Source organism: Enterobacter sp. LM3, from assembly GCF_046622475.1.
GTDB classification, from domain to species: Bacteria; Pseudomonadota; Gammaproteobacteria; order Enterobacterales; family Enterobacteriaceae; genus Enterobacter; species Enterobacter cloacae_P.
In genome coordinates, this window is sequence record NZ_JBJURN010000002.1 from 1 (window position 1) to 22950 (window position 22950).

The following is a 22950-nucleotide window of genomic DNA, read 5'->3' on the forward strand; positions in this document are numbered from 1 at the left end:
GTGAATTCATTTTTTGCACCTCATCAGTTATTTAATTTATAACCTCTGAACGTGTCTAAAACTATTAAACCACTTCAGGTTGGGAGAGGCTTCCCTGCAGCTGTTTTTGCACAGACCGGGCACGTTCCAGAGAGAGCTCATAGTTAGAGGCAAAACGCGCGCTGCGAATGGGCACGTTGTCGCTGTAGCCAACCACCAGAATTTTGCCGCTGACGTTATTCATCGCCTGGGCAATGCGGTTGATCACCGGCTCATAGCGATCGCGCACCACCGTAGAGGCGGAAGCGAACAGGCCGTCGCCTTTCAGGATCACTACGCTGCGATCTGCTTCGTCCTTCACCGCCACCAGGCCAGCATCAATTTCAGGTTTCAGGAAGCCGCGCAGATTCAGCACAGCGGGCAATTGCCGTGTCGGTTGCTGAACTGAGGTTTCCGGGAGCTGGGACTGGTAAATCTTCGCCAGCACCGGATTGGTGTTGTCACCGAGACGCCAGTTAAGAACGATATAGAACAGACAGGCAATGAAACCGACCAGCGTGGCACAGGCCCACAGCGGCACCATCGGACGCCACAGTTTACGTAGCACAGGCCGGTCTTCCGGGTGTGGTGAGAGCGGCGGCGGATAGCTGCCGCGCACGCCACGAATCATCTGCCACAGCCGCTGCTTGATGGTTTCAAGCTGGGTGCGGCCGTTATCCAGCACCCGGTAGCGCCCTTCGAATCCAAGCAGCAGGCAGTAGTTGATCATCTCCAGCAACAGAATATGTTCGCGCGGGTTCTGCGACAGACGCGCCAGCAGCTGGAAGAACTTCTCTCCCCCCCAGGTTTCGTTGTGAAACGTCACCAGCAACCCGCTACTGGACCAGACGCCGCTGCTCCCCCACGGGGTAAGCGCAGCGGCTTCATCCAGTGCCGTACACAGGCAATAACGGGCACCGACGATCACTTCATAAGGCAGTCCCGCCTGTTGGCAACGGACTTCGAAACGGCGAATTTCGTCGATCAAGCGCTGGCGCAACGCTACCTGATCGTCATGTGATACTGAGTGACGGATTTGCGGAATCGCGTTGAGCAGCGGATTGGCGGCCGCCACCAGCTGATTGTTGCTACTGGCCCCGGTAAACACGGCATCACTGCCGGTATCCTGTCGTTCCTGCATATTTAGCGCTCGCTTTATTATTCTGTCGGGCTACGGATGGCCCAAAACTCCATATCAAGACCCGGGAACTCCCCTGCAAGATGCAGAGCGAAAGCACCGGACTTGTCCATCTCGTGCCACAGTTCACTGCCCTTCTCCAGCTCAAAATAGCTGTAACCCGCATGCCAGGGGATTTGCGGTGGCGCGACCGGCATAGCCCGCAGCATAATGCCCGGCAGTTGCAGCTGAACCAGATCGCGGATCCTGGAGACCGGAGCCACCTTCATCTGGGCAGGGAAATGGGTTTGCAGGTGATCGCCCGGCACATTGGCTTTTACCGCCAGTACAAAGCCAAACTCACGTACCATGCTGGTCTCAGGGACGGTGGCGATGTTCAGGCCATGAGAACGTTCGTTAAGCGGTAACTGGATAGCATGGTCTTCCATCACCAGCGACAGCCCCTGGCGCAGCATCAGCATCAACTTGCTGAAGCAGCCCGCGAGATCATCATGGTCATAAATTGGCAGCACGCTTTCTGCGCTACGCTGAGAGGTCCAGGTAGCAAGTTCGGTGGCAAACGGTAGCCAGCGATGCCAGAGCGCTTCCGGGTGGAGCAGCGGGAGAGTTTTTAAATGTGATACTTCGCCCAGATGGCGATTCACCAGCGAGAGCAGTGTAAATTCAATCAGCTCAGAGGTGTTAAAACGGCCAGGCTGACGCAGACGACCGCCAATCTGCTGACTACGCTGCACCAGTAAACCGTGCAGATCGTTAATCATGCTATAGAGCAGCGGGTTGTTGTTGGCATTCAGCATCGGAGGGATGTAGCTGCTGTCCAGCCGCACATGATTGTCGTTGCGCTTCTCGGTGACAAACGCCACGCCGATAGCAGTCCACTCTGCTGTCAGATCTTTTTCCAGCATCAGGGTCAGGCGCAAACGGCCAAACTGTACCGTAGCATCCCCCACCGACATGGCATTATCGTCTTCCACCTCTTGTTCGAAGGCGATAAAACGCGCGAGCGAGGCCTGCTCTTCGCTGAAGATAACCTCTTCGCGTTCACCCCGGCGAACCGGCAGTGCGAGCACCACTTTCTCATTGGTGAGGTTATCAGGGATTTTTAGCGGTACCGGGCCGTTGCGCCCGTTACGTACCTGGAAAAAGGTTCCGTCAGGCAGCAAACCGCTGCAGTAACTCAGCGCAATGCAACCCTGACGAAGCATCGCCTCGTCGAGTTCAACGTCGAGAAAGCCCCACAGATACGAGCGCTGCAGCGCCCCCCACTCACGAACGTGGTTGAGCAGGTAACTCTCTGTCCGCTGAAAATGGTGTGGACGCAGAAACATCCCTTCGGTCCAGACGACCTTTTCTGCTTTCGTCATGATGATGTGTTTCCTGTTATGAAGCGCGTTACTGGCTGATGACCCGGATGCCATTCACGTCCAGAAAGACGTTGGCCTGGAGTTCATCTGCGGACCACTTCCAGAACTGATAGACAGGGTTTTCGCCGGGAACAGGCAGCGGGAGTGAAACGCGCCATTTTTTCCCATCCAGCGCCTGGTATTCCGCCATCACACCGATATAGCGGGCGTCGGGAGAGCTTTGCCCACTCAGGGTTTTCGAAAGCTGGCCCGGCATCAGGAAGAAGACATCGCTGTTAAGCAGATTCGCGCCAAGCGTGGTTGACGCGTTGTTCTGCAGGGAATAGAAGTCGCTGGACATGAAATCCGCATCAGATTTCAGCAGCAACACTCTGACTTTAAGCGGCGCGGAATCATTGATTTGCGGATGAGCCTGAAACTGCAGATTGTAGCGGGAGGGGTCGTTGTGTGAAGAGGACGTACAACCACTGACCAGAACAAAAATCACCGCGTAAAATGCTAACCACATCCTGTGAAAATTTTTATTATTCATAAAAATACGCTCATGAAATCCGTTTAGTTCAGGATCCAGGTCCCGTTCGCGTTGTCTTTGCAGGCTTTACTGTTGCCATCCACATCAACGCAGGTCGTTTTCTTACGCGCTTTTGGACGAAGCGCTTGTTTACGCACGGCCGCGTCATACTGATCGGCCTTGATCACGGCACGCATGGGGACGTAACCAATCAGTTGTTCGCTACCCTCATCCGCAAGCGCCATCCAGTAGTGTTCAACCTGACCCAGAACCACGTAGGTTTTTCCGGTCTCAAGCGTGCTGATCGCCTTTCCGCCGTAATCAGGACGGCTCATCAATGACGCCGGATACATTGCACGATAAGGTTCATTAACCTGGGTAAATTCTGCCGGAGGGGTAACAACATGACGGTGGGTTAACGTGACGCCATTGACCTGGCTGGTAACGATCGTATCGTCGGTTATCACAGGTTTCTGCGGCGCTTTACAGCCCGCCACCGCCATTACAAACAGGAGTGAAAACAATACGCGCATTTTCATATGCTTTTCCGTAGCGATATTTAGATGATAGTAGATTGGGGGGAGATGATATTTGACTTAAATAGTATCGTTTAGAATATGACAGGTATTTTCACAGCGTGACTATTCTTAGGGTATAGCTACTCTTAGGGTATAGCTACCGCACAAGCCTTACAGAATAAGGCCCTGCTTCATCCTGACATATTTTAACAATCAGCCCACAAGTTTACATAAGCTCGTCATCAATTCAATATTGCCTTCTAATTTCCTGGTGTTTTATGAGTCACGCATGAAAATATAGGAATAATCCTACCAAAAACCCATACATAGCGTGCCAAGTTCAATTTAGCCCACCAAAACACACAACAACCATATGAATTAAAAGAGATTATCCAAAAAAGAGAATGGATCGCATTAACGCAATAAACATAGCATTACCACTACCATAATTAGTAGAATTTAAATTATTTATGACAATATGAATATATTATGCACATCATATTTGTTGCATTCACGAGATAGGTTTCATTCGAATCTTCTTTTAATGGTGAAGAAATTTCCGATAGTGCTGAAGCATATTAATTTTGCACCACGAAATAACGGCAACATTATAGCAAAAGCGCTTTCATCAGGTGTCTCGCAGCGCATGAACTATTAAGCGTGACTAAATCGGATTCGGTCCGCCATTATAGCTCCCCCCTCTTTCTCTCAGCCATATCATTGCTGTGTTCTTACCCACAGAAGGCTCCATTACGCGCCGCAAAGCGGTTCGCAAATGCCCTAATTCTGTTTAACGTTCACTACATAGTTTCCTTTTACACGTACTTTTACCAGGGCATTGGTTAATACAGAGTCTGCAGCTTGACTTATTTTGCGATAAAGGTACTTTTCAGGACATGAAGAAAATCCTGATTATCGTTCCTGACGGCGGCATGTTGTTTGAAGCCGCCGGTATCGCCGACATTCTGATGCAGGCCAACCGACTGCACCCGGAAGGCCTGAGCAATCCCTGCTACCGTATCCTCATTGCCACCACTCAGCCCCATCAGGTGATCCACGGGCAGTCTGGCTTAAATTTGCTGGCGGACTATCGCCTGCCGGAGCTGGACCCACGCGAGCCGCTCGACACCATTATCATTACCGGACGCGGCATGAACGAGCTGGAGAGCACCGCGGTGGTGGACTGGCTGCACCTTGCAGCCCCTCACGCCCGGCGTATTGCCTCCATCTGCGGTGGCGCGATGCTGCTGGCACAGACCGGATTACTCGACGGACGTCGCGCCACGACGCACTGGCGGCTTCTGGAGACAATGCAGGAAACGTATCCGGCTATCCGTGTGGAAGGTGGCCCACTCTATATTCAGGACGGCCCCATCTGGACGTCCGGCGGTGTCAGTTCCGGGTTTGACCTGACGCTGGCACTGGTTGAAGATGACTACGGTTTTACCCTCGCTCGTGACGTGGCGCAGGACATGGTGATGTATCTGCGTCGCCCGGGCGGGCAGTTGCAGTTCAGCCGTTATAACCTGCAGCAATCGGGGGCTTCCGGCCCCATTAGCGAATTACAGGCCTGGATCCTGCAAAACCTCACCGCCGACCTGTGCGTTGAAAATCTGGCGGAAAGAGTCGCCATGAGCCCACGAAATTTCACCCGCGTGTTTACCCGCGACGCAGGAGCCTCTCCGGCGCGCTACGTAACCGAAGCACGTCTTGCCGCTGCCAGACAGCTTCTTGAACAGACAAATGACTCGCTGGAGCTTATCGCCGGGAGAAGCGGATTTGGCACCAGCATCAACCTGCGTCGCGTCTTTGAGAAACAGCTTCACCTCACGCCGGGAGAGTACCGCCAGCGCTTCCACTGCCGCAAGATGGCGTAATCTGATCCTTTTTTGTCATTTACGCCATTTCGCCTGAAGCCTACAGTCACTCCAGACATCACAGATACTAAGGAGTTGATCATGGTTAAGGTCGGTATTAACGGTTTCGGCAGGATCGGGCGTAATTTTCTGCGTGCCGCGTTGGGTAACCCCGACATTCAGATTGCGGCGATTAACGATCTGACGGACAGCAAAACCCTCGCCCATCTGCTCAAGTACGATTCCCTGCTCGGTACATTACCGGTTTCCGTTGAAGCGGCAGACGGTGCGTTGCAGGTCGATGGCCAGCGGATCGTCGTGTTCAGCGAACGCGATCCGGCCAACATTCCGTGGCGCGATGTTGGGGTAGACGTGGTGATTGAAGCCACGGGTTTCTTCACCGAACGTGATAAAGCAGCGGCGCATATTCATCGCGGTGGCGCGAAACGGGTCATTATCTCCGCCCCCGGTAAAAACGACGACCTGACGGTGGTGATGGGTGTGAACCATGAGCTGTACGACCCGGCCCTGCACCAGGTGGTGAGTAACGGGAGTTGTACCACCAACGGGCTGGCTCCGGCGGCACAGGTACTGCATCAGCAGTTTGGTATTGAACACGGGCTGATGAACACCACGCATGCTTACACCAACAGCCAGGCGCTGCACGATCAGCCGGAGAAAGATCTGCGCGGTGCCCGCGCGGCCGCGCTGTCGATTGTGCCTTACTCCAGCGGGGCAGCAAAAGCGCTGGGGAAAGTGATCCCGGCTCTGGATGGCCGTCTGACCGGATACTCGCTGCGCGTGCCGGTTCCGGTAGTGTCCATCGTCGATCTGACGGTGACGCTGAGCCGGAATGTGACCGTCGAGGAGGTCAACGATGCGTTCCGTAAAGCAGCAGCAAGCGGGCCGCTGAAAGACATTCTGGGCTACAGCGATGAACCACTGGTCTCCAGCGATTATCAGGGTGACCCGCGTTCTTCCATTATCGACGGGCTTTCCACACTGGTGATCGGCGGCAATATGGTCAAAATCCTGGCGTGGTATGACAACGAATGGGGGTTCTCAAACCGTCTGGTGGATCTCGCCGTGCTGATGGATAAAAAAGGCGTGTAAGGCACGTTATGCCCGGTGACGCTACGGTTACCGGGCTTATGCATACCGTGTTATTCCGCTTTAACCCTGACGCCCATCAGCACAATCACCATGGCGGTAACCAGCAGTAAACCGCTTCCGGCAAACACGCCGCTGGCACCGTTGAGGTCAAACACGGCTCCGCCGCCTGCCGCACCCGCACTTATCGCCAGCTGGATAGAGGCCACCAGCAATCCCCCTGCGCTTTCGGCTTCATCAGGAACAGTCGTTGCAAGCCAGGTTGACCAGCCCACCGGCACCAGACCAAAGGCAAAACCCCACAGCGCAACGAGCAACCCGTCCAGCATCGCCAGATGACCAAATGCCACCATGATGAGCGCCAGTACACCCATAGCGAAAGGTACCAGCGCCAGCGTCAGGCGCAGGTTGCGCGCCAGAAGATGCCCGGCAATGGATGTCCCGACAAAGTTGGCAATACCAAAGCCCAGCAGGATCAGCGAAATGCTCTCTACGCTCACCTGGCCGACCGTTTCCAGAAACGGACGCAGATAGGTAAAGAAGGCAAAATGGCCGCTGAAGATCAGGATGGTCGCCAGCATCCCGCCGATCATCCCCGGACGTCTCAGCACGCGGAATAGCGTTCCCAGGCTGCCGCTGCTCTCCGGTTTCATGGATGGCAGTACCCAGAGCTGCCACAGCAGCGCCAGCATGCTCGGCAGAATGCAGAGGATAAAGACGTTACGCCAGCCGATCAGGCTGCCAAGATAGCTCCCCAGCGGGGCAGCCACTACTGTCGCAATCGACACGCTGGAGAAGATCACCGCCAGCGCTTTCGGCACTTTATCGGCAGGTACCAGCCGCATCGCCGTGGCGGTCGACATCGCCCAGAATCCCCCAATGGCGATACCCAACAGCAAACGCCCCATCAGCAGAACATGCAGCGTTGGCGCAAAGGCCACCAGCAGGCTGGAGATGATTTGCAGCACCGAGAAAAACATCAATACCCAGCGGCGATCGATGCTTTTGGTGGCAGAGGTAATCAGCAAACCGGTGACCAGCGCCACCAGTGCGGTTGCGGTCACCGCCTGCCCGGCCATCCCTTCGGTGACGCCCAGGCTGGCCGCCATTGGCGTCAGCAAACTGGCGGGCAAGAACTCTGCCGTTATCAGACCAAATACCCCCAGCCCCAGTGAATAGACGGCTCGCCAGGCGGGTTTTGCGGGCGCTATAGCCTCTCTCGCCGCGATACATGAATTCATCTGTTGTTCTCCCGTTATAAAAATGTGACAACTGTCGCAAAAGCATAGAGTGTTCCCCGTGGACGATCTATGACATATAATCTCCACTTATTGATTATTCGTCCGGAGTTGCGCTCATGACCGTTCAGTCACCCGATTTGATCAGCGAACTTTTACGCGGCATGCGTCTGTCGGGCGTGAAATACCGCCGGATTGAAGCCAGCGCGCCGTTTGGCGTGGCGTTTCATCAGGCGGCCGGTAAGGCACAATTTCATTTTGTCAGCCGCGGCAATGCCCTGCTGCGGATGGAAAGCGGCGCAACCTTCGCCCTGAACGGCGGTGACGCGCTCTTTATCCCCAACGGTAACGCCCATGCCCTGCTCTCAGACGAACAGGCAACAATCACCCCGGTCAGCGCATTTCCCAGCGAGCCTATCTGCAGCTCGGTCTGTGCGATTACCTGTGAGCCGTGCCCGGAGAGCGAGCACACCATCATCTTCAGCGGATGTATGGATTTCGAACTGGGCGGCATGCAACCGCTGATCAAAGCGATGCCGGAAGTGATGATGGTAAGCCGGTTGATGTCCACCTGGCCGGAGATCCATCCCCTGCTGGCGGCGATGGAACGAGAGTCAATGACGCGTCAGGTGGGGTTCGCGGGGATCCTGGCCCGGCTGGCCGATGTGGTGGCCGCGTTGATCGTCCGTGGCTGGGTAGAGGCAGGGTGTGGTAAAGCCACCGGCTGGGTACAGGTCCTGCGCGATCCGCGCCTGAGCCGGGCGATTTACGCCATGCACCAGCAGCCGGGGCTGAACTGGAGCGTGGCAGACCTGGCAAAAGAAGCGGGTACCTCCCGTTCCGTATTCGCCGAGCGTTTTCTTTCCGCTACGGGGACAACCCCGGCAAAATATCTCAGCGAGCTGAGAATGCGTCTGGCCATTCAGTACATTCGCCACGAAAATCAGCCCATCGAAACGGTGGCATTGCGTCTGGGGTACGGATCGCTGGCGGCCTTTAGCCGGGCGTTTAAGCGGATCATCGGACATGCCCCAGGCTCGCTCAGGGAATCGATCCCGGCGTCAGAAGAGGTTTAAACGGTAAATCGTCCGGATGTGCGCAAAATGGGACATGAAACACGCGCAGCCACACATATTCGTCTAAGGTTTTCAGGTGATTGACAACAGCGGTCACGCTGCTCAGCGAATACAGGAGACGAACCAATGATACGACCTCGTACATTACGCCCATCCCTTTTGCGCCTTGCATTGGGAGGTGCGCTGCTCGGTGTTACCACATTGGGTTATGCAGACTCTCTGCCAGCGCCCCAGAAAAGCCCGCCCGATATTTTGCTCGGCCCTCTCTTTAATGATGTGCAGAGCGCCAGACTCTTTCCCGATCAAAAGACCTTTGCCGATGCGATCCCGAAAAGCGATCCAATGATGATTCTGGCGGATTACCGGATGCAACACACCCAGTCCGGCTTTGACTTACGTCACTTTGTCGAAATGAACTTTACCCTGCCAGCAGAGGGGGAAAAATACGTTCCCCCGGCAGGACAAAGTTTACGTGCGCACATTGACGATCTCTGGCCCGTTCTGACCCGAACCACTGAGAAAGCCTCCAGATGGGATTCACTCCTGCCGCTGCCGAAACCGTATGTCGTGCCCGGCGGCCGTTTTCGTGAGGTTTACTACTGGGACAGTTATTTCACCATGCTGGGTCTGGCCGAAAGTGGCCACTGGGATAAAATCAGCGATATGGTGGACAATTTCGCCTGGGAAATTGATACCTGGGGGCATATCCCCAACGGTAACCGTAGCTACTACCTGAGCCGCTCTCAGCCGCCGTTTTTCTCCCTGATGGTGGAGTTGCTGGCCACGCACGACAGCGATGCGCTGAAAAAATACCGTCCGCAGATGGAGAAAGAGTACGCCTGGTGGATGGCGGGGGCTGATGCGCTACAGCCGGGGCAGGCCAACAAACGGGTGGTAAAACTGACTGACGGCGAAGTCCTCAACCGTTACTGGGATGACCGCGATACGCCACGCCCGGAGTCCTGGCTGGATGATGTGACGACCGCTAAAAGCAATCCTGACCGCCCGGCAACGGAAGTCTACCGCGATCTGCGTTCTGCCGCCGCTTCAGGCTGGGACTTTAGCTCCCGCTGGATGGACGATCCGCACAAGCTTGGTACAATTCACACCACCAGCATTGTCCCGGTAGATCTGAACTCCCTGATGTTTAAGATGGAAAAACTGCTGGCGCGGGCAAGCAAGGAGAGTGGCGATACCGCTGGTGCAGGCAAATATGAGGCGCTGGCCTCCGCGCGCCAGAAAGCAATTGAAAACCACCTGTGGAATGAAAAAGAGGGCTGGTACGCCGATTACGATCTCAGGCGTAAACAGGTGCGCAATCAGCTCACGGCCGCGGCCCTGTTCCCGCTTTACGTGAAGGCAGCAGCGCAGGATCGTGCTGATAAAGTGGCATCGGCTGCCGCTTCACACCTGCTTAAACCGGGTGGGATTTCAACGACCACCGTCACCAGTGGCCAGCAATGGGATGCGCCAAATGGCTGGGCACCGCTGCAATGGGTTGCAACGGAAGGGTTACAGAACTACGGACAAAACAAGGTTGCGATGGACGTCACGTGGCGCTTCCTGAAAAATGTTCAGCACACCTATGACCGCGAGCAAAAACTGGTGGAGAAGTATGATGTGTCTACCACTGGTACGGGGGGGGGTGGTGGCGAGTACCCGCTGCAGGATGGTTTTGGCTGGAGTAACGGCGTGACGCTGAAGATGCTGGATCTGGTGTGTCCAAAAGAGAAGCCGTGTGACACAGTGCCTGAAAATCAGCCCGCAGCGAGTCACGGGGCGGTACCGGAGAAAAGTGTGGCACAGTAGCCCTGGCGAAAAACAGCAGAGAGGGTAATGCGCACAAAAAAACGGCCCTCAGGAGAGAGCCGTTTTCAGTAATCTTATGCCCGTCTGAGCAGTCTGAACACACCCAGTACAACAATGGCTCCTGCCACGGCGACCAGAAAACTGTGCAGATCAAAACCACTTATATTGCCTCCGATGCCAAACATCGTCGCCAGCCAGCCACCAACAACCGCACCAACGACCCCGAGGACACAGGTCAAAATAAAGCCGCCGCCATCACGCCCTGGCATGATAAGTTTAGCGATAGCGCCAGCAATTAGACCAAAGATAATCCAGGCGATGATACCCATAGCAATGCCCTCTTGCAGGTTTAACCCATGCACAGAAAACCTTCCGCGCAGGTAACTTAATTATAGGTCACCACCGGAAAACCGGTTTCATCTCACCGACTTAAATTACCGCCATTATGAAAAAAAACTCACCGGTTTGTATTAAGTTCCATTTCAGACTGCCGATAACGCAAAGACAGTCTGTCATATATCTGAGGAGCCATCTGGCGTGAGAAATTACAGTGAGCAGTTCCTGAAGCAAAATCCGCTGGCTGTATTAGGGGTATTACGCGATCTGCAAAAAGGCGAGGTGCCGCTGCGCATCACCTGGTCGACCAATCAGTTTATCAGCAAGATCCTTGATGTCTCGTCGGAGCGTATGGTCATCGACCTGGGGAGCCAGGAGTATGAAAACCGCGCGGTGATGCGGGCAGAAAACATTTCCGTGATGGCTGAAACCCAGGGTGCAAAGGTAGAGTTTGTGATGCCGCGACTGGAACTGAACGAATACCAGGGTCTGCCTGCATTCGTCACGCCGCTTCCCACTAACCTCTGGTTTGTTCAGCGCCGTGAATATTTCCGTATCAGCGCCCCGCTTCACCCCGCTTATTTTTGTAAGGCCAAAATGCCGGATAAAAAAGAGCTCCGCTTCCGTCTCTTTGACCTGTCGCTGGGCGGCATGGGTGCGCTGATGGACACGCCAAAGCCCGAGGGGCTGGTGGAAGGTATGCGATTCACGCAAATCGAACTGGATATGGGCGGCTGGGGACGGTTCTATTTCGATGCACAGCTGATTGCCATCAGCGAGCGTAAAGTGGTGGACAGCAAAAACGAAACCATTACCACCCCACGCCTGAGCTTCCGCTTCCTGAACGTGGGGCCTGGCGCTGAGCGCGAACTGCAGCGCATTATTTTCTCTCTGGAGCGAGAGGCGCGGGAACGTGCCAACAAAGTGCTGTGATGCATATCGGGCAGCGTGGCCGCCCGATCACGGCATTACATGGCATCCATCGCTTTCTGCACTTTCCAGATATAGCGAGGAGCCTGTGGTGCCGGATGATTCTTCACGACATGCTCAAAGAACTCGTCTTTGTCCATGCCGTTAATCTCTTCAATCGCCTCTTTGCGGTCAGATGAGAAGGTTCTGAGCAGTGCCCCGGCACCGTTAACGTATGAAACCACCAGCGCGTACTGCATGACTTCAGGATCTTCTATTCCCTTCAGCACGCCATGCTCCAGAATGCTCAGGTACGCCGTGCCCATTGAAATGTTGCGTTCCGGGTTTTTCAGCTCGCTGGTCGACGGCTGACCGCTCCAGCCCATGTAGCGGTAGACCTCTTTCCCCGCCGTTGACGCTTTAAGCTGCATCAACCCCACCGCGTTCGATTTGCTGACAAGCGTTGGGTTGCCGCCGGATTCCACGGCAATAATCGCCGTAACCAGACGTGGGCTGACGCCCCATGCCTTCCCGGCTTGTTCACTGATCGGCATCCACTGCATGGCCCGTTTCACAGGGACTTCAGGGTTCCAGGGGGGATTTTGATAGTCATGTTTTGAACTACAGCCAGCAAGCAACACAATCAAAAAAGCAAACCATCTCAATTTCACGTCATCTATCCTTATAGCCGGTCATCGCGGTATACAGCCCCTTGAAGCAGGGAGCGTATAAGCGGCATGATATAGACAATTAGTTTCTCATTCAGCAAGGAATTGCCATGTCTCAGTTTCATCTCATCGCACCGTCGGGCTACTGCATCAACCAGGAGGCGGCACAACGGGGAGTTCAGCGCTTACTGGAATCCGGCCACCGGGTAGAAAATCAGACGATTATCCCCCGCCGCCAGCAACGCTTTGCCGGTACCGAAGCGCAGAGACTGAACGATATCAACGGTCTGGTGAACCTGAAGGGTGTGGATCAGATTGTCCTCGCGGTGCGCGGCGGCTATGGTGCGAGCCGGTTGCTGGAGAGCATCGACTGGCAAGGGCTGGCAAAACGTCAACAACAGGATCCTCTGCTGATTTGCGGACACAGCGATTTCACGGCGATCCAGCTTGGCCTGCTTGCACTGCATAACGTCATCACCTTTAGCGGCCCCATGCTGGCCGGTAATTTCGGTGCGCCGGAGCTGGACGCGTTTACGCAGGAACATTTCTGGCGCGCGCTGCAAAACCCGGTCTACCACGTAGAGTGGCAAGGTGACGGACCCCACTGGGCGTGCGAGGGGCAGCTGTGGGGCGGTAACCTGGCAATGCTGGTGTCGCTGATTGGCACGCCGTGGTTGCCACAAATTGCGGACGGTATCCTGGTGCTGGAGGATATCAATGAGCATCCGTTCCGCGTCGAACGTATGTTGTTGCAGCTTTATCATGCCGGTATTCTTGCCCGTCAGTCCGCCATCGTGCTGGGCAGCTTTAGCGGTTCTGCACCGAACGACTACGACGCAGGTTATTCCCTTGAAACGATGGTCGAGTTCATCCGCTCACGTCTTGATATCCCGGTGATTACCGGGCTGGATTTCGGCCATGAACAACAAACCGTCACCCTGGCGTTGGGTGCACAGGCCATCCTGACACACGATGATTCGGGCAGTCGGTTAACGATTAGCGGTCATCCTGTTATTAAAGGTTAAAAAATTCCTTAAACCGCCTCAATTAAACGCTGTTTGGGTCGTTAATATGTTAGGGTTTTAATAACAGCGTTAACATTGAGGTGGGAGTAAGACAACATTGGATGCCGCAGCGGTAATCAGCCTGTTTATTCTGGGTTCTGTGCTTGTAACCTGTAGTATTTTATTGAGTTCATTGTCATCACGTCTCGGCATACCTATTTTAGTTATTTTCCTTGCCATCGGCATGCTGGCCGGTATCGATGGTATCGGCGGTATCCCATTCGATAACTACCCCTTCGCCTACATGGTGAGTAACCTCGCGCTGGCGGTGATCCTGCTGGACGGCGGGATGCGCACCCAGGCGAGTTCATTTCGCGTGGCCTTAGGGCCAGCGCTGTCGCTCGCCACCGTCGGCGTGCTGATTACCTCCGGTCTGACCGGCATGATGGCCGCGTGGCTTTTCCATCTCAATATCATGGAAGGATTGCTGATTGGCGCAATTGTCGGCTCCACTGATGCAGCAGCCGTTTTCTCCCTGCTTGGTGGTAAAGGGCTGAACGAACGTGTCGGCTCAACGCTGGAAATTGAATCAGGCAGTAACGATCCGATGGCGGTGTTTCTCACCATCACGCTGATTGAGATGATCCAGCAGCATGAAAGCGGTCTGAGCTGGATGTTCGCCTTGCATATTTTGCAGCAGTTTGGCTTGGGCATTTTCATCGGCCTTGCTGGCGGTTATTTGTTGCAGCAGATGATCAACCGGATTTCGTTGCCTGCGGGGCTCTATCCGTTACTGGCTCTGAGCGGCGGGATCCTGGTTTTCGCCCTGACCACCGCAATAGGCGGTAGCGGTATTCTGGCCATTTATCTGTGCGGCTTTTTGCTGGGTAACCGCCCGATTCGTAACCGCCACGCCATTTTGCAGAACTTTGACGGTCTGGCCTGGCTGGCACAGATCGGTATGTTCCTGGTGCTTGGCCTGCTGGTCACGCCATCGGATCTGTTACCCATTGCCGTTCCGGCCCTGATGTTGTCGGCATGGATGATTTTCTTCGCCCGTCCGCTCTCGGTGTTTGCCGGTCTGCTACCGTTTCGCGGCTTCAACCTGCGCGAGCGCATCTTTATCAGCTGGGTGGGGTTACGCGGTGCAGTGCCGATTATCCTTGCCGTCTTCCCGATGATGGCGGGTCTGGATAACGCACGCCTGTTCTTTAACGTGGCCTTTTTCGTGGTGCTGGTGTCGCTGCTGTTCCAGGGAACGTCACTCGGGTGGGCGGCGAAAAAAGCCAAAGTGGTGGTGCCACCCATCGGCTGGCCGGTCCCCCGTGTGGGGCTGGATATTCACCCGGAGAACCCGTGGGAGCAGTTTGTCTATCAGCTCAGTGCTGATAAATGGTGCGTGGGGGCGTCGCTGCGCGATTTGCATATGCCGACCGAAACACGAATTGCGGCGCTGTTCCGCGATAATATCCTGCTGCATCCAACCGGCAGTACCCGCCTGCGCGAAGGTGATATTCTCTGCGTCATTGGCCGCGAACACGATTTGCCCGCACTGGGCAAACTGTTCAGCCAGTCTCCGCCTGTTGCGCTGGATCAGCGTTTCTTCGGTGATTTTATTCTGGAAGCCAGCGCAAAATTTGCCGACGTGGCGCTGATTTACGGTCTGGATGAAGGTCTGGAATACCGCGATAAACAGCAAACACTGGGCGAAATTATCCAGCAGCTGCTTGGCGCTGCACCGGTCGTCGGTGACCACGTGGAGTTTGCCGGGATGATCTGGACGGTGGCAGAGAAAGAGGATAATGCGGTACGCAAGGTCGGCGTGCGGCCGATGGAAGAAGACGCGGAGTAAGACTGGTTGCCGGGTGAGCGTTAGCGCCACCCGGCAACCAGGAAGGTTATACCGTCACAACAGGCACTCTCGGTGCCAGAGCACACATCAGCTCATAGCCGACCGTCCCCGCCGCGGCGGCCACATCGTCAATTTTCACTTCATTGCCCCACAGCTCTACCGGCGAACCAATGCCTGCCTGCGGGCACGGAGTCAGGTCAACGGCCAGCATATCCATCGACACTGTCCCCACCGTCCCCGTGCGAACACCATTTACCCACACTGGCGTGCCGGTCGGTGCGATGCGCGGATAACCGTCTGCATAGCCGCCTGCCACAATACCAATACGCTGTTCACCCGTTGCCCGGTAACGGCTGCCGTACCCTACCGTATCTCCCGCCTTCAGCGTCTGTACGCCGATAATTTCGCTCCGCAGAGTCATTACCGGCTTCAGGCCGCTGTTGGCGATATCCTGCCACTGACCAGACGGGGACGCACCGTACAAAATGATCCCAGGGCGCACCCAGTTATAGTGTGCTTCAGGATGCCAGAGCGTCGCCGCCGAATTCGACAGCGAGCGCGGACAATCCAGCCCTTCAGCCGCCTGGTCGATACGCACCAGCGCATCGGCAATACCGTCCGGTCTTTCGGCATCGGCAAAATGCGCCATCAGCGTCATTTCCCCCACGTTTTTCAGGGCGCGCAACTGCTGCCAGACCGTATGCACCCGCTCAGGCTGGAAGCCCAGACGGTTCATGCCGCTGTTCATTTTGAGATAAATATCCAGCGGGGCATGCAGCTTCGCATTCTGCAGAGCTTTAATCTGCCAGTTGCTGTGCACGCTGGTGGTCAGGCGATACTTATCCAGCAGCGGCAGATCGTCGGCGTGGAAGAACCCTTCCAGCAGCAAGACTGGCCCCTTCCAGCCGCGCTCGCGCAACAGAATAGCCTCTTCCAGATTCAGTAAGGCAAAGCCGTCGGTGGCACTGAGCGCGCTCCATATACGGTCAATGCCGTGACCGTAGGCATTCGCTTTCACCACCGACCACACGCGTGAACCTGGTGCGGCGCGGCGAACAATTTGCAGGTTATCCTTCAGAGCCTGCAAATTCAGCTGAGCCAGAACAGGACGGGACATGACGACTCCTTATGTTAATTATGCGCGCCGTGCAGGTGCTGTGGACGCGATGGGGTGAACCCTGATTGATAGCGCGCGGCACTTAAATCATCAAACGGAATGGCCGGCGTGCGCCCGGAGATCAGGTCGCTCAACAATTGTCCCGAACCACAGGCCATCGTCCAGCCGAGGGTACCGTGCCCGGTATTCGTCCACAGATTTTTAAACGGCGTGCGGCCCACAATTGGCGTACCGTCAGGTGTCATTGGACGCAGACCAGTCCAGAACGTTGCCTGCTCAACAAACCCACCGCGCGGGAAGAGATCGCCCACCACCATCTCCAGCGTTTCACGACGCGGTTGCAGCAGCTCGGTGTTAAAGCCGACGATCTCCGCCATACCGCCCACACGGATGCGGTTATCGAAACGGGTAATGGCGATTTTGTAGGTTTCATCCAGAATGGTCGATACAGGGGCACCGCTTTCCTCTTTCACCGGGATCGTCAGCGAGTAGCCTTTCAGCGGATATACCGGAATATCGAGAATGCCTTTCAGCATGGCGGTGGAGTATGAGCCAAACGCCATGACGTACGCGTCGGCTTTGATCACCTCTTCACCGCACTTCACGCCGTAGAGGTTTTCCCCTTCCGACAGCAACTTGTCGACAGAGGTGTTAAACCGGAATTTCACCCCCGCCTGTTCGCACATGTGCGCCAGACGCTGAGTAAAGAGCTGGCAGTCGCCGGTTTCATCGTTAGGTAAACGCAGCCCCCCGGTCAGCTTATGCGCCACTTCCGCCAGTGCAGGCTCTACCTGCCCCAGTTGGCTGGCTTCCAGCAGTTGATACGGTACGCCAGCATCTTCAAGTACGGCAATATCGCGGGTGGCGTTTTCATACTGTTGTGCCGTACGGAACAACTGCAGTGTTCCCCCCTGACGGCCTTCATACTCAATACCGGTCGAGGCGCGCAAGGCTTTCAGGCAGTCACGACTGTATTCCGCCAGACGCACCATGCGCCCTTTGTTTTCCATGTAATGCCGGGTATCGCAGTTGCGCAGCATCTGCCACATCCACTTAAGCTGGAACTGCGTGCCGTCCAGGCTGATCGCCAGCGGTGCATGACGCTGGAACATCCACTTGATCGCCTTCAACGGGACGCCGGGAGCCGCCCACGGTGCCGCATAGCCCGGTGAGATTTGCCCGGCATTCGCCGCGCTGGTTTCCAGCGCCGGGCCGGGTTCCCTGTCGATAACGGTAACCTCATGTCCCGCCTGACTTAAATACCAGGCGCTGGTTACGCCAACGACACCACTTCCCAGTATGACAACACGCATAGCTACCCCATATGTGCAAAAGAACAATCATCTAATTACAGATTGATAACCTAGTTGAAAATATTATTCAACATATGACTTTTTTATGGTGACTTACCTCACATCTTCCCCTGCATACGGGGATAGCGCTTATTTGGCATCTCCTGCTGCGCGTTATTTTTAACCAGCATAAAATACTGTTGATACCGGTTTTTTTGCCGTATCAAAAACGGGAAATCGCAAAGAAAAAATTTCTGCGCCAGCACGCTTTTTAACACGTTGTTCTATGCTTGAAAGGAGGCTCTCCAGACAGAGAGAGCACCAACAACGAGGGCGCGCTAATGGCTACTATTGATTCCATATCCAAGGACAACACACGTCTGAGCGATGGACCCGACTGGACCTTCGAGCTGCTGGATGTCTACCTCGCCGAGATCGACCGGGTAGCAAAGTTGTATCGCCTGGATACCTATCCCCATCAAATTGAAGTCATTACGTCCGAACAGATGATGGATGCCTACTCCAGCGTCGGGATGCCGATTAACTATCCACACTGGTCGTTTGGTAAAAAATTCATTGAAACCGAGCGCTTGTATAAACACGGCCAGCAGGGACTGGCGTATGAGATTGTCATCAACTCCAATCCGTGTATTGCTTATCTGATGGAAGAGAACACCATTACCATGCAGGCGCTGGTGATGGCGCATGCCTGCTACGGGCACAACTCGTTCTTCAAAAATAACTATCTGTTCCGTAGCTGGACGGATGCCAGCTCAATCGTTGATTACCTGATCTTCGCCCGCAAATACATTACCGACTGCGAAGAACGCTACGGCGTGGATGAAGTGGAGAAACTGCTCGACTCCTGTCACGCGCTGATGAACTACGGCGTCGACCGTTACAAACGGCCACAGAAAATCTCCCTGCAGGAGGAGAAAGCCCGGCAGAAAAGCCGCGAAGAGTATCTGCAAAGCCAGGTGAATATGCTGTGGCGTACCCTGCCGAAGCGTGAAGAGGAAAAAGCGGTCGCCGAGGCGCGGCGCTATCCGTCTGAGCCACAGGAAAACCTGCTTTACTTTATGGAGAAAAACGCCCCATTGCTGGAGTCATGGCAGCGTGAGATCCTGCGCATCGTGCGCAAGGTGAGCCAGTACTTCTACCCGCAGAAACAGACGCAGGTGATGAACGAAGGCTGGGCGACGTTCTGGCACTACACCATCCTTAATCACCTCTATGACGAAGGGAAAGTCACCGAGCGGTTCATGATGGAATTCCTGCACAGCCACACCAATGTGGTGTTCCAGCCCCCTTACAACAGCCCGTGGTACAGCGGTATTAACCCATATGCGCTTGGCTTTGCCATGTTCCAGGATATTAAACGCATCTGCCAGTCGCCAACGGACGAAGACAAATACTGGTTCCCGGATATTGCCGGTTCGGACTGGCTGGAAACGCTGCATTTTGCGATGCGCGACTTTAAGGATGAGAGCTTCATCAGCCAGTTTATGTCGCCGAAAATCATGCGTGATTTCCGCTTCTTCACCGTGCTGGATGATGACCGCAATAACTACCTGGAGATTTCGGCAATTCATAACGAAGAGGGATACCGTGAGATCCGCTCTCGCCTCTCTTCCCAGTACAACCTGAGCAACCTTGAGCCAAACATTCAGGTATGGAATGTGGATCTGCGCGGTGACCGCTCTCTGACGTTACGCTACATTCCGCACAACCGCGCGCCGCTGGATAAAGGGCGCAAAGAGGTGCTGAAGCATGTGCATCGCCTGTGGGGGTTTGATGTACTGCTGGAGCAGCAGAATGAGGATGGCAGCGTAGAGCTGCTGGAACGCTGCCCGGCGCGGTTGAATACGCTTTAACGCTGTTTGCCCGGTGGCACTCTGCTTACCGGGCGAAAAAAAACCTCTCAGACGAGAGGTTTTTTCTTTTAGCGACCCTGAATCGCTAAATCACCCGGCAGCGTTTTCTGCATACGATGCCAGATTTCACCGGAGTCGTGACCGTAGCGACGCACCGTTTCGTAAACCTGGTCGTGCAGACCAGAGGAACACAGTTCGCCCAGCTTGTGATAGAACCCCAGCGCCAGGCTACGGGCTTCCGGGTTGGCGAAATAGTGACGCCCAATGCGGGTGTACAACCCTTTCATTCCATTCAGGATGAGACCGTAAATCGGGTTGCCGGAGGCAAACGCTAACCCACGGAATACATTGTAATCGAGGGTGGCAAAGGCATCGGCATGATCTTCTATTGCATTCGCGCTGGCCAGAACCGCAAGCGCATCTTCCGGGTGCTGACGAAATGCAGTACGAATAAAGATTGTCGCGATATTGGTACGCACAGAGAGCAGGTTATCGATCAGCTGTGGCACACTTTCGTGGTCAAGACGTGCCAGCGTTTCAAGAATATTCAGCCCGGAGGTTTCCCAGAAGTTATTCACTTTTGTTGGCTTACCGTGCTGGATCGTCAACCAGCCATCACGCGCCAGTCGCTGGAGCACTTCTCGCAGCGTGGTGCGAGTGACGCCAATCAGTTCAGAGAGTTCGCGTTCAGCCGGAAGAATGGATCCTGCAGGGAAACGATTATTCCAGATGCTTTCAATGATGTACTCTTCCGCGAAACCCGCCGGGCTCTGCGCCTTAATAACCATAGTGAGATTTCCATTACACAGCTTTAGCAAATTGCACTCATCATACCAGAGGCATGCAGAGGCAGATAGCGCAGGAAAGCGAGAAAAGAGGGATCGCCGTTTAATTTTGATGAAATTTACAGACCGCTTTGTCGCCCTCCCGGAGACGATTTTTGCGTATACTTGTGCTTTGTCTTATTTGACGGGGAAGATAGTCTGTCGTGGAAATGTCATTCGGGCGCGCGCTGTGGCGCAACTTTTTAGGCCAGTCTCCCGACTGGTACAAACTGATACTGCTGGTATTCCTGGTTGTTAATCCTGTTATTTTCGTTGTGAACCCGTTTATTGCCGGATGGCTACTGGTCGCTGAATTTATCTTCACGCTGGCGATGGCGCTGACATGTTATCCGTTGCTCTCCGGTGGACTGCTGGCGTTCGAGGCCGTCGTGATTGGCATGACCAGCGCAGAACATGTGAAAGAGGAGCTGGCGTCAAATCTTGAAGTCCTGCTGTTGCTGATGTTTATGGTCGCCGGGATCTACTTTATGAAGCAGCTCCTGCTGTTTATTTTTACCCGGTTGTTATTAAGCATCTCCTCCAAAACGTTATTATCGCTGGCCTTCTGCCTGGCAGCCGCGTTCCTTTCAGCCTTCCTGGATGCACTGACGGTGGTTGCCGTCGTGATCAGCGTCGCCGTGGGGTTTTACGGGATTTATCACCGGGTGGCTTCCTCGCGCCCCGGGGATGACCTGCTGGACGACAGTCAGGTTGATACCTGGCACCGGGAAGTGCTGGAGCAGTTCCGCGCATTCCTGCGCAGTCTGATGATGCATGCCGGCGTGGGTACCGCACTGGGTGGCGTGATGACAATGGTGGGTGAGCCGCAAAACCTGATCATTGCCAAAGCCGCAGGCTGGCATTTCGGTGAATTTTTCCTGCGGATGGCCCCGGTTAGCGTACCGGTGCTGATTTGTGGTTTGCTCACCTGTGTGCTGCTGGAGAAATTCCGGGTCTTTGGCTATGGTGCAACCCTCCCGGAACCGGTACGCCAGGAACTCCAGAAATTCGATCTGCAAAGCCGCAGCCAGCGCACGCGTCAGGAGACGCTGCGTTTAGTCGCGCAGGGTATTATCGGCATCTGGCTGATTGCCGCGCTGGCTTTTCATCTTGCTGAAGTTGGCTTAATCGGCCTGTCGGTCATTATCCTGGCCACCACCTTTACCGGCGTGACGGACGAGCATGCCATTGGCAAAGCCTTCACGGAAGCCCTGCCGTTTACCGCGCTGCTGGCGGTGTTTTTTGCGGTTGTGGCGGTAATTATCGACCAACAGCTGTTCTCTCCACTGATCGCTTTCGTACTGAAAGCCGCGCCCGATGCCCAGCTATCGCTCTTTTACCTGTTCAACGGCCTGCTCTCATCAATTTCCGACAACGTGTTCGTCGGGACGGTGTATATCAATGAGGCCAAAGCGGCGATGGCGAACGGGGGTATCAGCGCCGGGCAATTTGAATTGCTCGCAGTGGCAATCAACACCGGGACGAACCTGCCCTCGGTGGCGACGCCAAACGGACAAGCTGCATTCCTGTTCCTGCTGACCTCAGCCCTTGCGCCACTCATTCGCCTCTCTTATGGCCGTATGGTGTGGATGGCGCTGCCCTATACGCTGGTGCTGACTGTCACAGGATTGCTGTGCATCAAAATTACCCTCATTCCTTATACGCAATGGTTGATACAAGCGGGTATACTTGCGGCGCAGTAAAATATGAATCCCGGGCAGCACGCTGCCCGTTTGCCTTTTCGCATGATAAACATCCAATTACGTTTTAATTCGTCAGGTACAGGTGGCGTGAAAAACGAATTCGTTTACACTGCGCTTTCTAAGCATGTTCCAGGGAAATGATTATGTTGAGATTTTTGAACCAGTGCTCCCGCGGTCGCGGAGCGTGGTTGTTAATGGCCCTGACCGCCTTTGCGCTGGAAATGGTCGCGCTGTGGTTCCAGCATGTGATGGGGCTAAAACCTTGCGTGCTGTGTATCTACGAGCGTTGCGCACTGTTCGGCATTATGGGTGCCGGTCTGGTGGGTGCGATTGCCCCAAAATCGCCGTTGCGCTATGCCGGGATTGCAATCTGGCTTTACAGCGCCTGGAAAGGCATCGAACTTTCCTGGCAGCACACCATGATGCAGCTGCATCCGTCACCGTTTATGACCTGTGATTTCGCCGCCCGCTTCCCGAGCTGGCTGCCACTGGATAAATGGCTGCCGCAGGTGTTTGTGGCGTCCGGTGACTGCTCCGTTCGTCAGTGGGAATTCCTGACACTGGAGATGCCACAGTGGCTGGTGGGTATTTTTGTTGCTTACTTCGTTGTGGCACTGCTGGTGCTGATTGCTCAGCCGTTCAAACCGAAGAAACGCGATCTTTTCGGCAGGTAAACGTAAAACGGTCACTTCGGTTGCCGTTTTTAGTGTTTTCGCCCTCTCCCGCAGGAGAA

Annotated in this window: 19 protein-coding genes and 1 pseudogene; 10 read left to right on the top strand and 10 right to left on the bottom strand. The window is 54.9% G+C overall.

The window, feature by feature from the left end:
• Positions 1 to 67: 67 nt before the first annotated feature.
• The 4 genes and pseudogenes from ACJ9N4_RS02095 to ACJ9N4_RS02110 all read right to left on the bottom strand — a co-directional run.
• Positions 68 to 1159: pseudogene (locus tag ACJ9N4_RS02095) on the bottom strand (DotU family type VI secretion system protein); the annotation flags it as partial.
• Positions 1160 to 1176: 17 nt separating this feature from the next.
• The gene (gene tssK, locus ACJ9N4_RS02100; protein WP_182271744.1) at positions 1177 to 2520 is read right to left on the bottom strand and encodes a type VI secretion system baseplate subunit TssK; all 1344 of its coding nucleotides are present in this window, start codon (positions 2518 to 2520) and stop codon (positions 1177 to 1179) included.
• 28 nt (positions 2521 to 2548) lie between these two features.
• Positions 2549 to 3052, bottom strand: a complete 504-nt coding sequence (gene tssJ / locus ACJ9N4_RS02105; RefSeq protein ID WP_182271745.1) for a type VI secretion system lipoprotein TssJ — start codon at positions 3050 to 3052, stop codon at positions 2549 to 2551.
• 23 nt (positions 3053 to 3075) lie between these two features.
• Entirely contained in the window at positions 3076 to 3570 is a 495-nt protein-coding gene (locus ACJ9N4_RS02110) for an SH3 domain-containing protein (protein ID WP_182271746.1), read from the bottom strand.
• A gap of 875 nt (positions 3571 to 4445) precedes the next feature.
• On the opposite strand from ACJ9N4_RS02110, the gene ACJ9N4_RS02115 reads away from it, so the two are divergent.
• Together ACJ9N4_RS02115 and gap are read left to right on the top strand one after the other, a co-directional pair.
• Positions 4446 to 5426, top strand: coding sequence for a GlxA family transcriptional regulator (locus ACJ9N4_RS02115; RefSeq protein ID WP_182271747.1), 981 nt, complete (start codon positions 4446 to 4448; stop codon positions 5424 to 5426).
• Positions 5427 to 5507: 81 nt separating this feature from the next.
• Positions 5508 to 6518: a type I glyceraldehyde-3-phosphate dehydrogenase gene (gap, locus tag ACJ9N4_RS02120; RefSeq protein ID WP_182919903.1), complete on the top strand. Its 1011-nt coding sequence runs from the start codon at positions 5508 to 5510 to the stop codon at positions 6516 to 6518.
• A gap of 50 nt (positions 6519 to 6568) precedes the next feature.
• Here gap and ACJ9N4_RS02125 read toward each other — a convergent pair whose 3' ends face one another.
• Positions 6569 to 7756 (bottom strand): MFS transporter, encoded by a 1188-nt coding sequence (locus ACJ9N4_RS02125; protein WP_182919902.1) that lies wholly within the window; start codon positions 7754 to 7756, stop codon positions 6569 to 6571.
• A gap of 116 nt (positions 7757 to 7872) precedes the next feature.
• On the opposite strand from ACJ9N4_RS02125, the gene ACJ9N4_RS02130 reads away from it, so the two are divergent.
• Positions 7873 to 8829, top strand: coding sequence for an AraC family transcriptional regulator (locus ACJ9N4_RS02130; RefSeq protein ID WP_182919901.1), 957 nt, complete (start codon positions 7873 to 7875; stop codon positions 8827 to 8829).
• Positions 8830 to 8955: 126 nt separating this feature from the next.
• Positions 8956 to 10638 carry an alpha,alpha-trehalase gene (locus tag ACJ9N4_RS02135; RefSeq protein ID WP_411500211.1) on the top strand — a complete coding sequence of 561 codons (1683 nt, stop codon included), beginning with the start codon at positions 8956 to 8958 and terminating at the stop codon, positions 10636 to 10638.
• A gap of 74 nt (positions 10639 to 10712) precedes the next feature.
• Here the strand turns inward: ACJ9N4_RS02135 and ACJ9N4_RS02140 are convergent, their stop codons facing one another.
• On the bottom strand, positions 10713 to 10967 hold the full coding sequence (locus tag ACJ9N4_RS02140; protein ID WP_182271751.1) for a GlsB/YeaQ/YmgE family stress response membrane protein: 255 nt from the start codon (positions 10965 to 10967) through the stop codon (positions 10713 to 10715).
• 208 nt (positions 10968 to 11175) lie between these two features.
• Here ACJ9N4_RS02140 and ACJ9N4_RS02145 point away from each other — a divergent pair, with 208 nt between their 5' ends.
• Positions 11176 to 11907, top strand: coding sequence for a flagellar brake protein YcgR (locus tag ACJ9N4_RS02145; protein WP_182271752.1), 732 nt, complete (start codon positions 11176 to 11178; stop codon positions 11905 to 11907).
• 35 nt (positions 11908 to 11942) lie between these two features.
• Here the strand turns inward: ACJ9N4_RS02145 and emtA are convergent, their stop codons facing one another.
• A complete protein-coding gene (emtA, locus tag ACJ9N4_RS02150; RefSeq protein ID WP_182271753.1) occupies positions 11943 to 12554 on the bottom strand; it encodes a membrane-bound lytic murein transglycosylase EmtA in 612 nt (203 codons plus the stop codon).
• 107 nt (positions 12555 to 12661) lie between these two features.
• Between emtA and ldcA the strand changes: the two genes are divergently transcribed.
• The gene (gene ldcA, locus ACJ9N4_RS02155; RefSeq protein WP_411500212.1) at positions 12662 to 13576 is read left to right on the top strand and encodes a muramoyltetrapeptide carboxypeptidase; all 915 of its coding nucleotides are present in this window, start codon (positions 12662 to 12664) and stop codon (positions 13574 to 13576) included.
• A 97-nt stretch (positions 13577 to 13673) separates the two neighbouring features.
• Entirely contained in the window at positions 13674 to 15407 is a 1734-nt protein-coding gene (locus ACJ9N4_RS02160) for a potassium/proton antiporter (protein ID WP_411500213.1), read from the top strand.
• A 46-nt stretch (positions 15408 to 15453) separates the two neighbouring features.
• Here the strand turns inward: ACJ9N4_RS02160 and dadX are convergent, their stop codons facing one another.
• Both dadX and ACJ9N4_RS02170 read right to left on the bottom strand, forming a co-directional pair.
• On the bottom strand, positions 15454 to 16524 hold the full coding sequence (gene dadX, locus ACJ9N4_RS02165; RefSeq protein ID WP_182919898.1) for a catabolic alanine racemase DadX: 1071 nt from the start codon (positions 16522 to 16524) through the stop codon (positions 15454 to 15456).
• Positions 16525 to 16538: 14 nt separating this feature from the next.
• Positions 16539 to 17837 (bottom strand): D-amino acid dehydrogenase, encoded by a 1299-nt coding sequence (locus ACJ9N4_RS02170; protein ID WP_182271757.1) that lies wholly within the window; start codon positions 17835 to 17837, stop codon positions 16539 to 16541.
• Positions 17838 to 18157: 320 nt separating this feature from the next.
• On the opposite strand from ACJ9N4_RS02170, the gene ACJ9N4_RS02175 reads away from it, so the two are divergent.
• The gene (locus ACJ9N4_RS02175) at positions 18158 to 19690 is read left to right on the top strand and encodes a SpoVR family protein (RefSeq protein ID WP_182271758.1); all 1533 of its coding nucleotides are present in this window, start codon (positions 18158 to 18160) and stop codon (positions 19688 to 19690) included.
• 68 nt (positions 19691 to 19758) lie between these two features.
• On the opposite strand, the gene fadR is transcribed toward ACJ9N4_RS02175, so the two are convergent.
• Complete coding sequence (gene fadR, locus ACJ9N4_RS02180) at positions 19759 to 20478, bottom strand: fatty acid metabolism transcriptional regulator FadR (protein WP_182271759.1); 720 nt, start codon at positions 20476 to 20478, stop codon at positions 19759 to 19761.
• 200 nt (positions 20479 to 20678) lie between these two features.
• Between fadR and nhaB the strand changes: the two genes are divergently transcribed.
• Together nhaB and dsbB are read left to right on the top strand one after the other, a co-directional pair.
• Positions 20679 to 22217 carry a sodium/proton antiporter NhaB gene (gene nhaB, locus ACJ9N4_RS02185; RefSeq protein ID WP_182271760.1) on the top strand — a complete coding sequence of 513 codons (1539 nt, stop codon included), beginning with the start codon at positions 20679 to 20681 and terminating at the stop codon, positions 22215 to 22217.
• A 143-nt stretch (positions 22218 to 22360) separates the two neighbouring features.
• Positions 22361 to 22891 (top strand): disulfide bond formation protein DsbB, encoded by a 531-nt coding sequence (gene dsbB, locus ACJ9N4_RS02190; protein WP_032641201.1) that lies wholly within the window; start codon positions 22361 to 22363, stop codon positions 22889 to 22891.
• Positions 22892 to 22950: the final 59 nt, after the last annotated feature.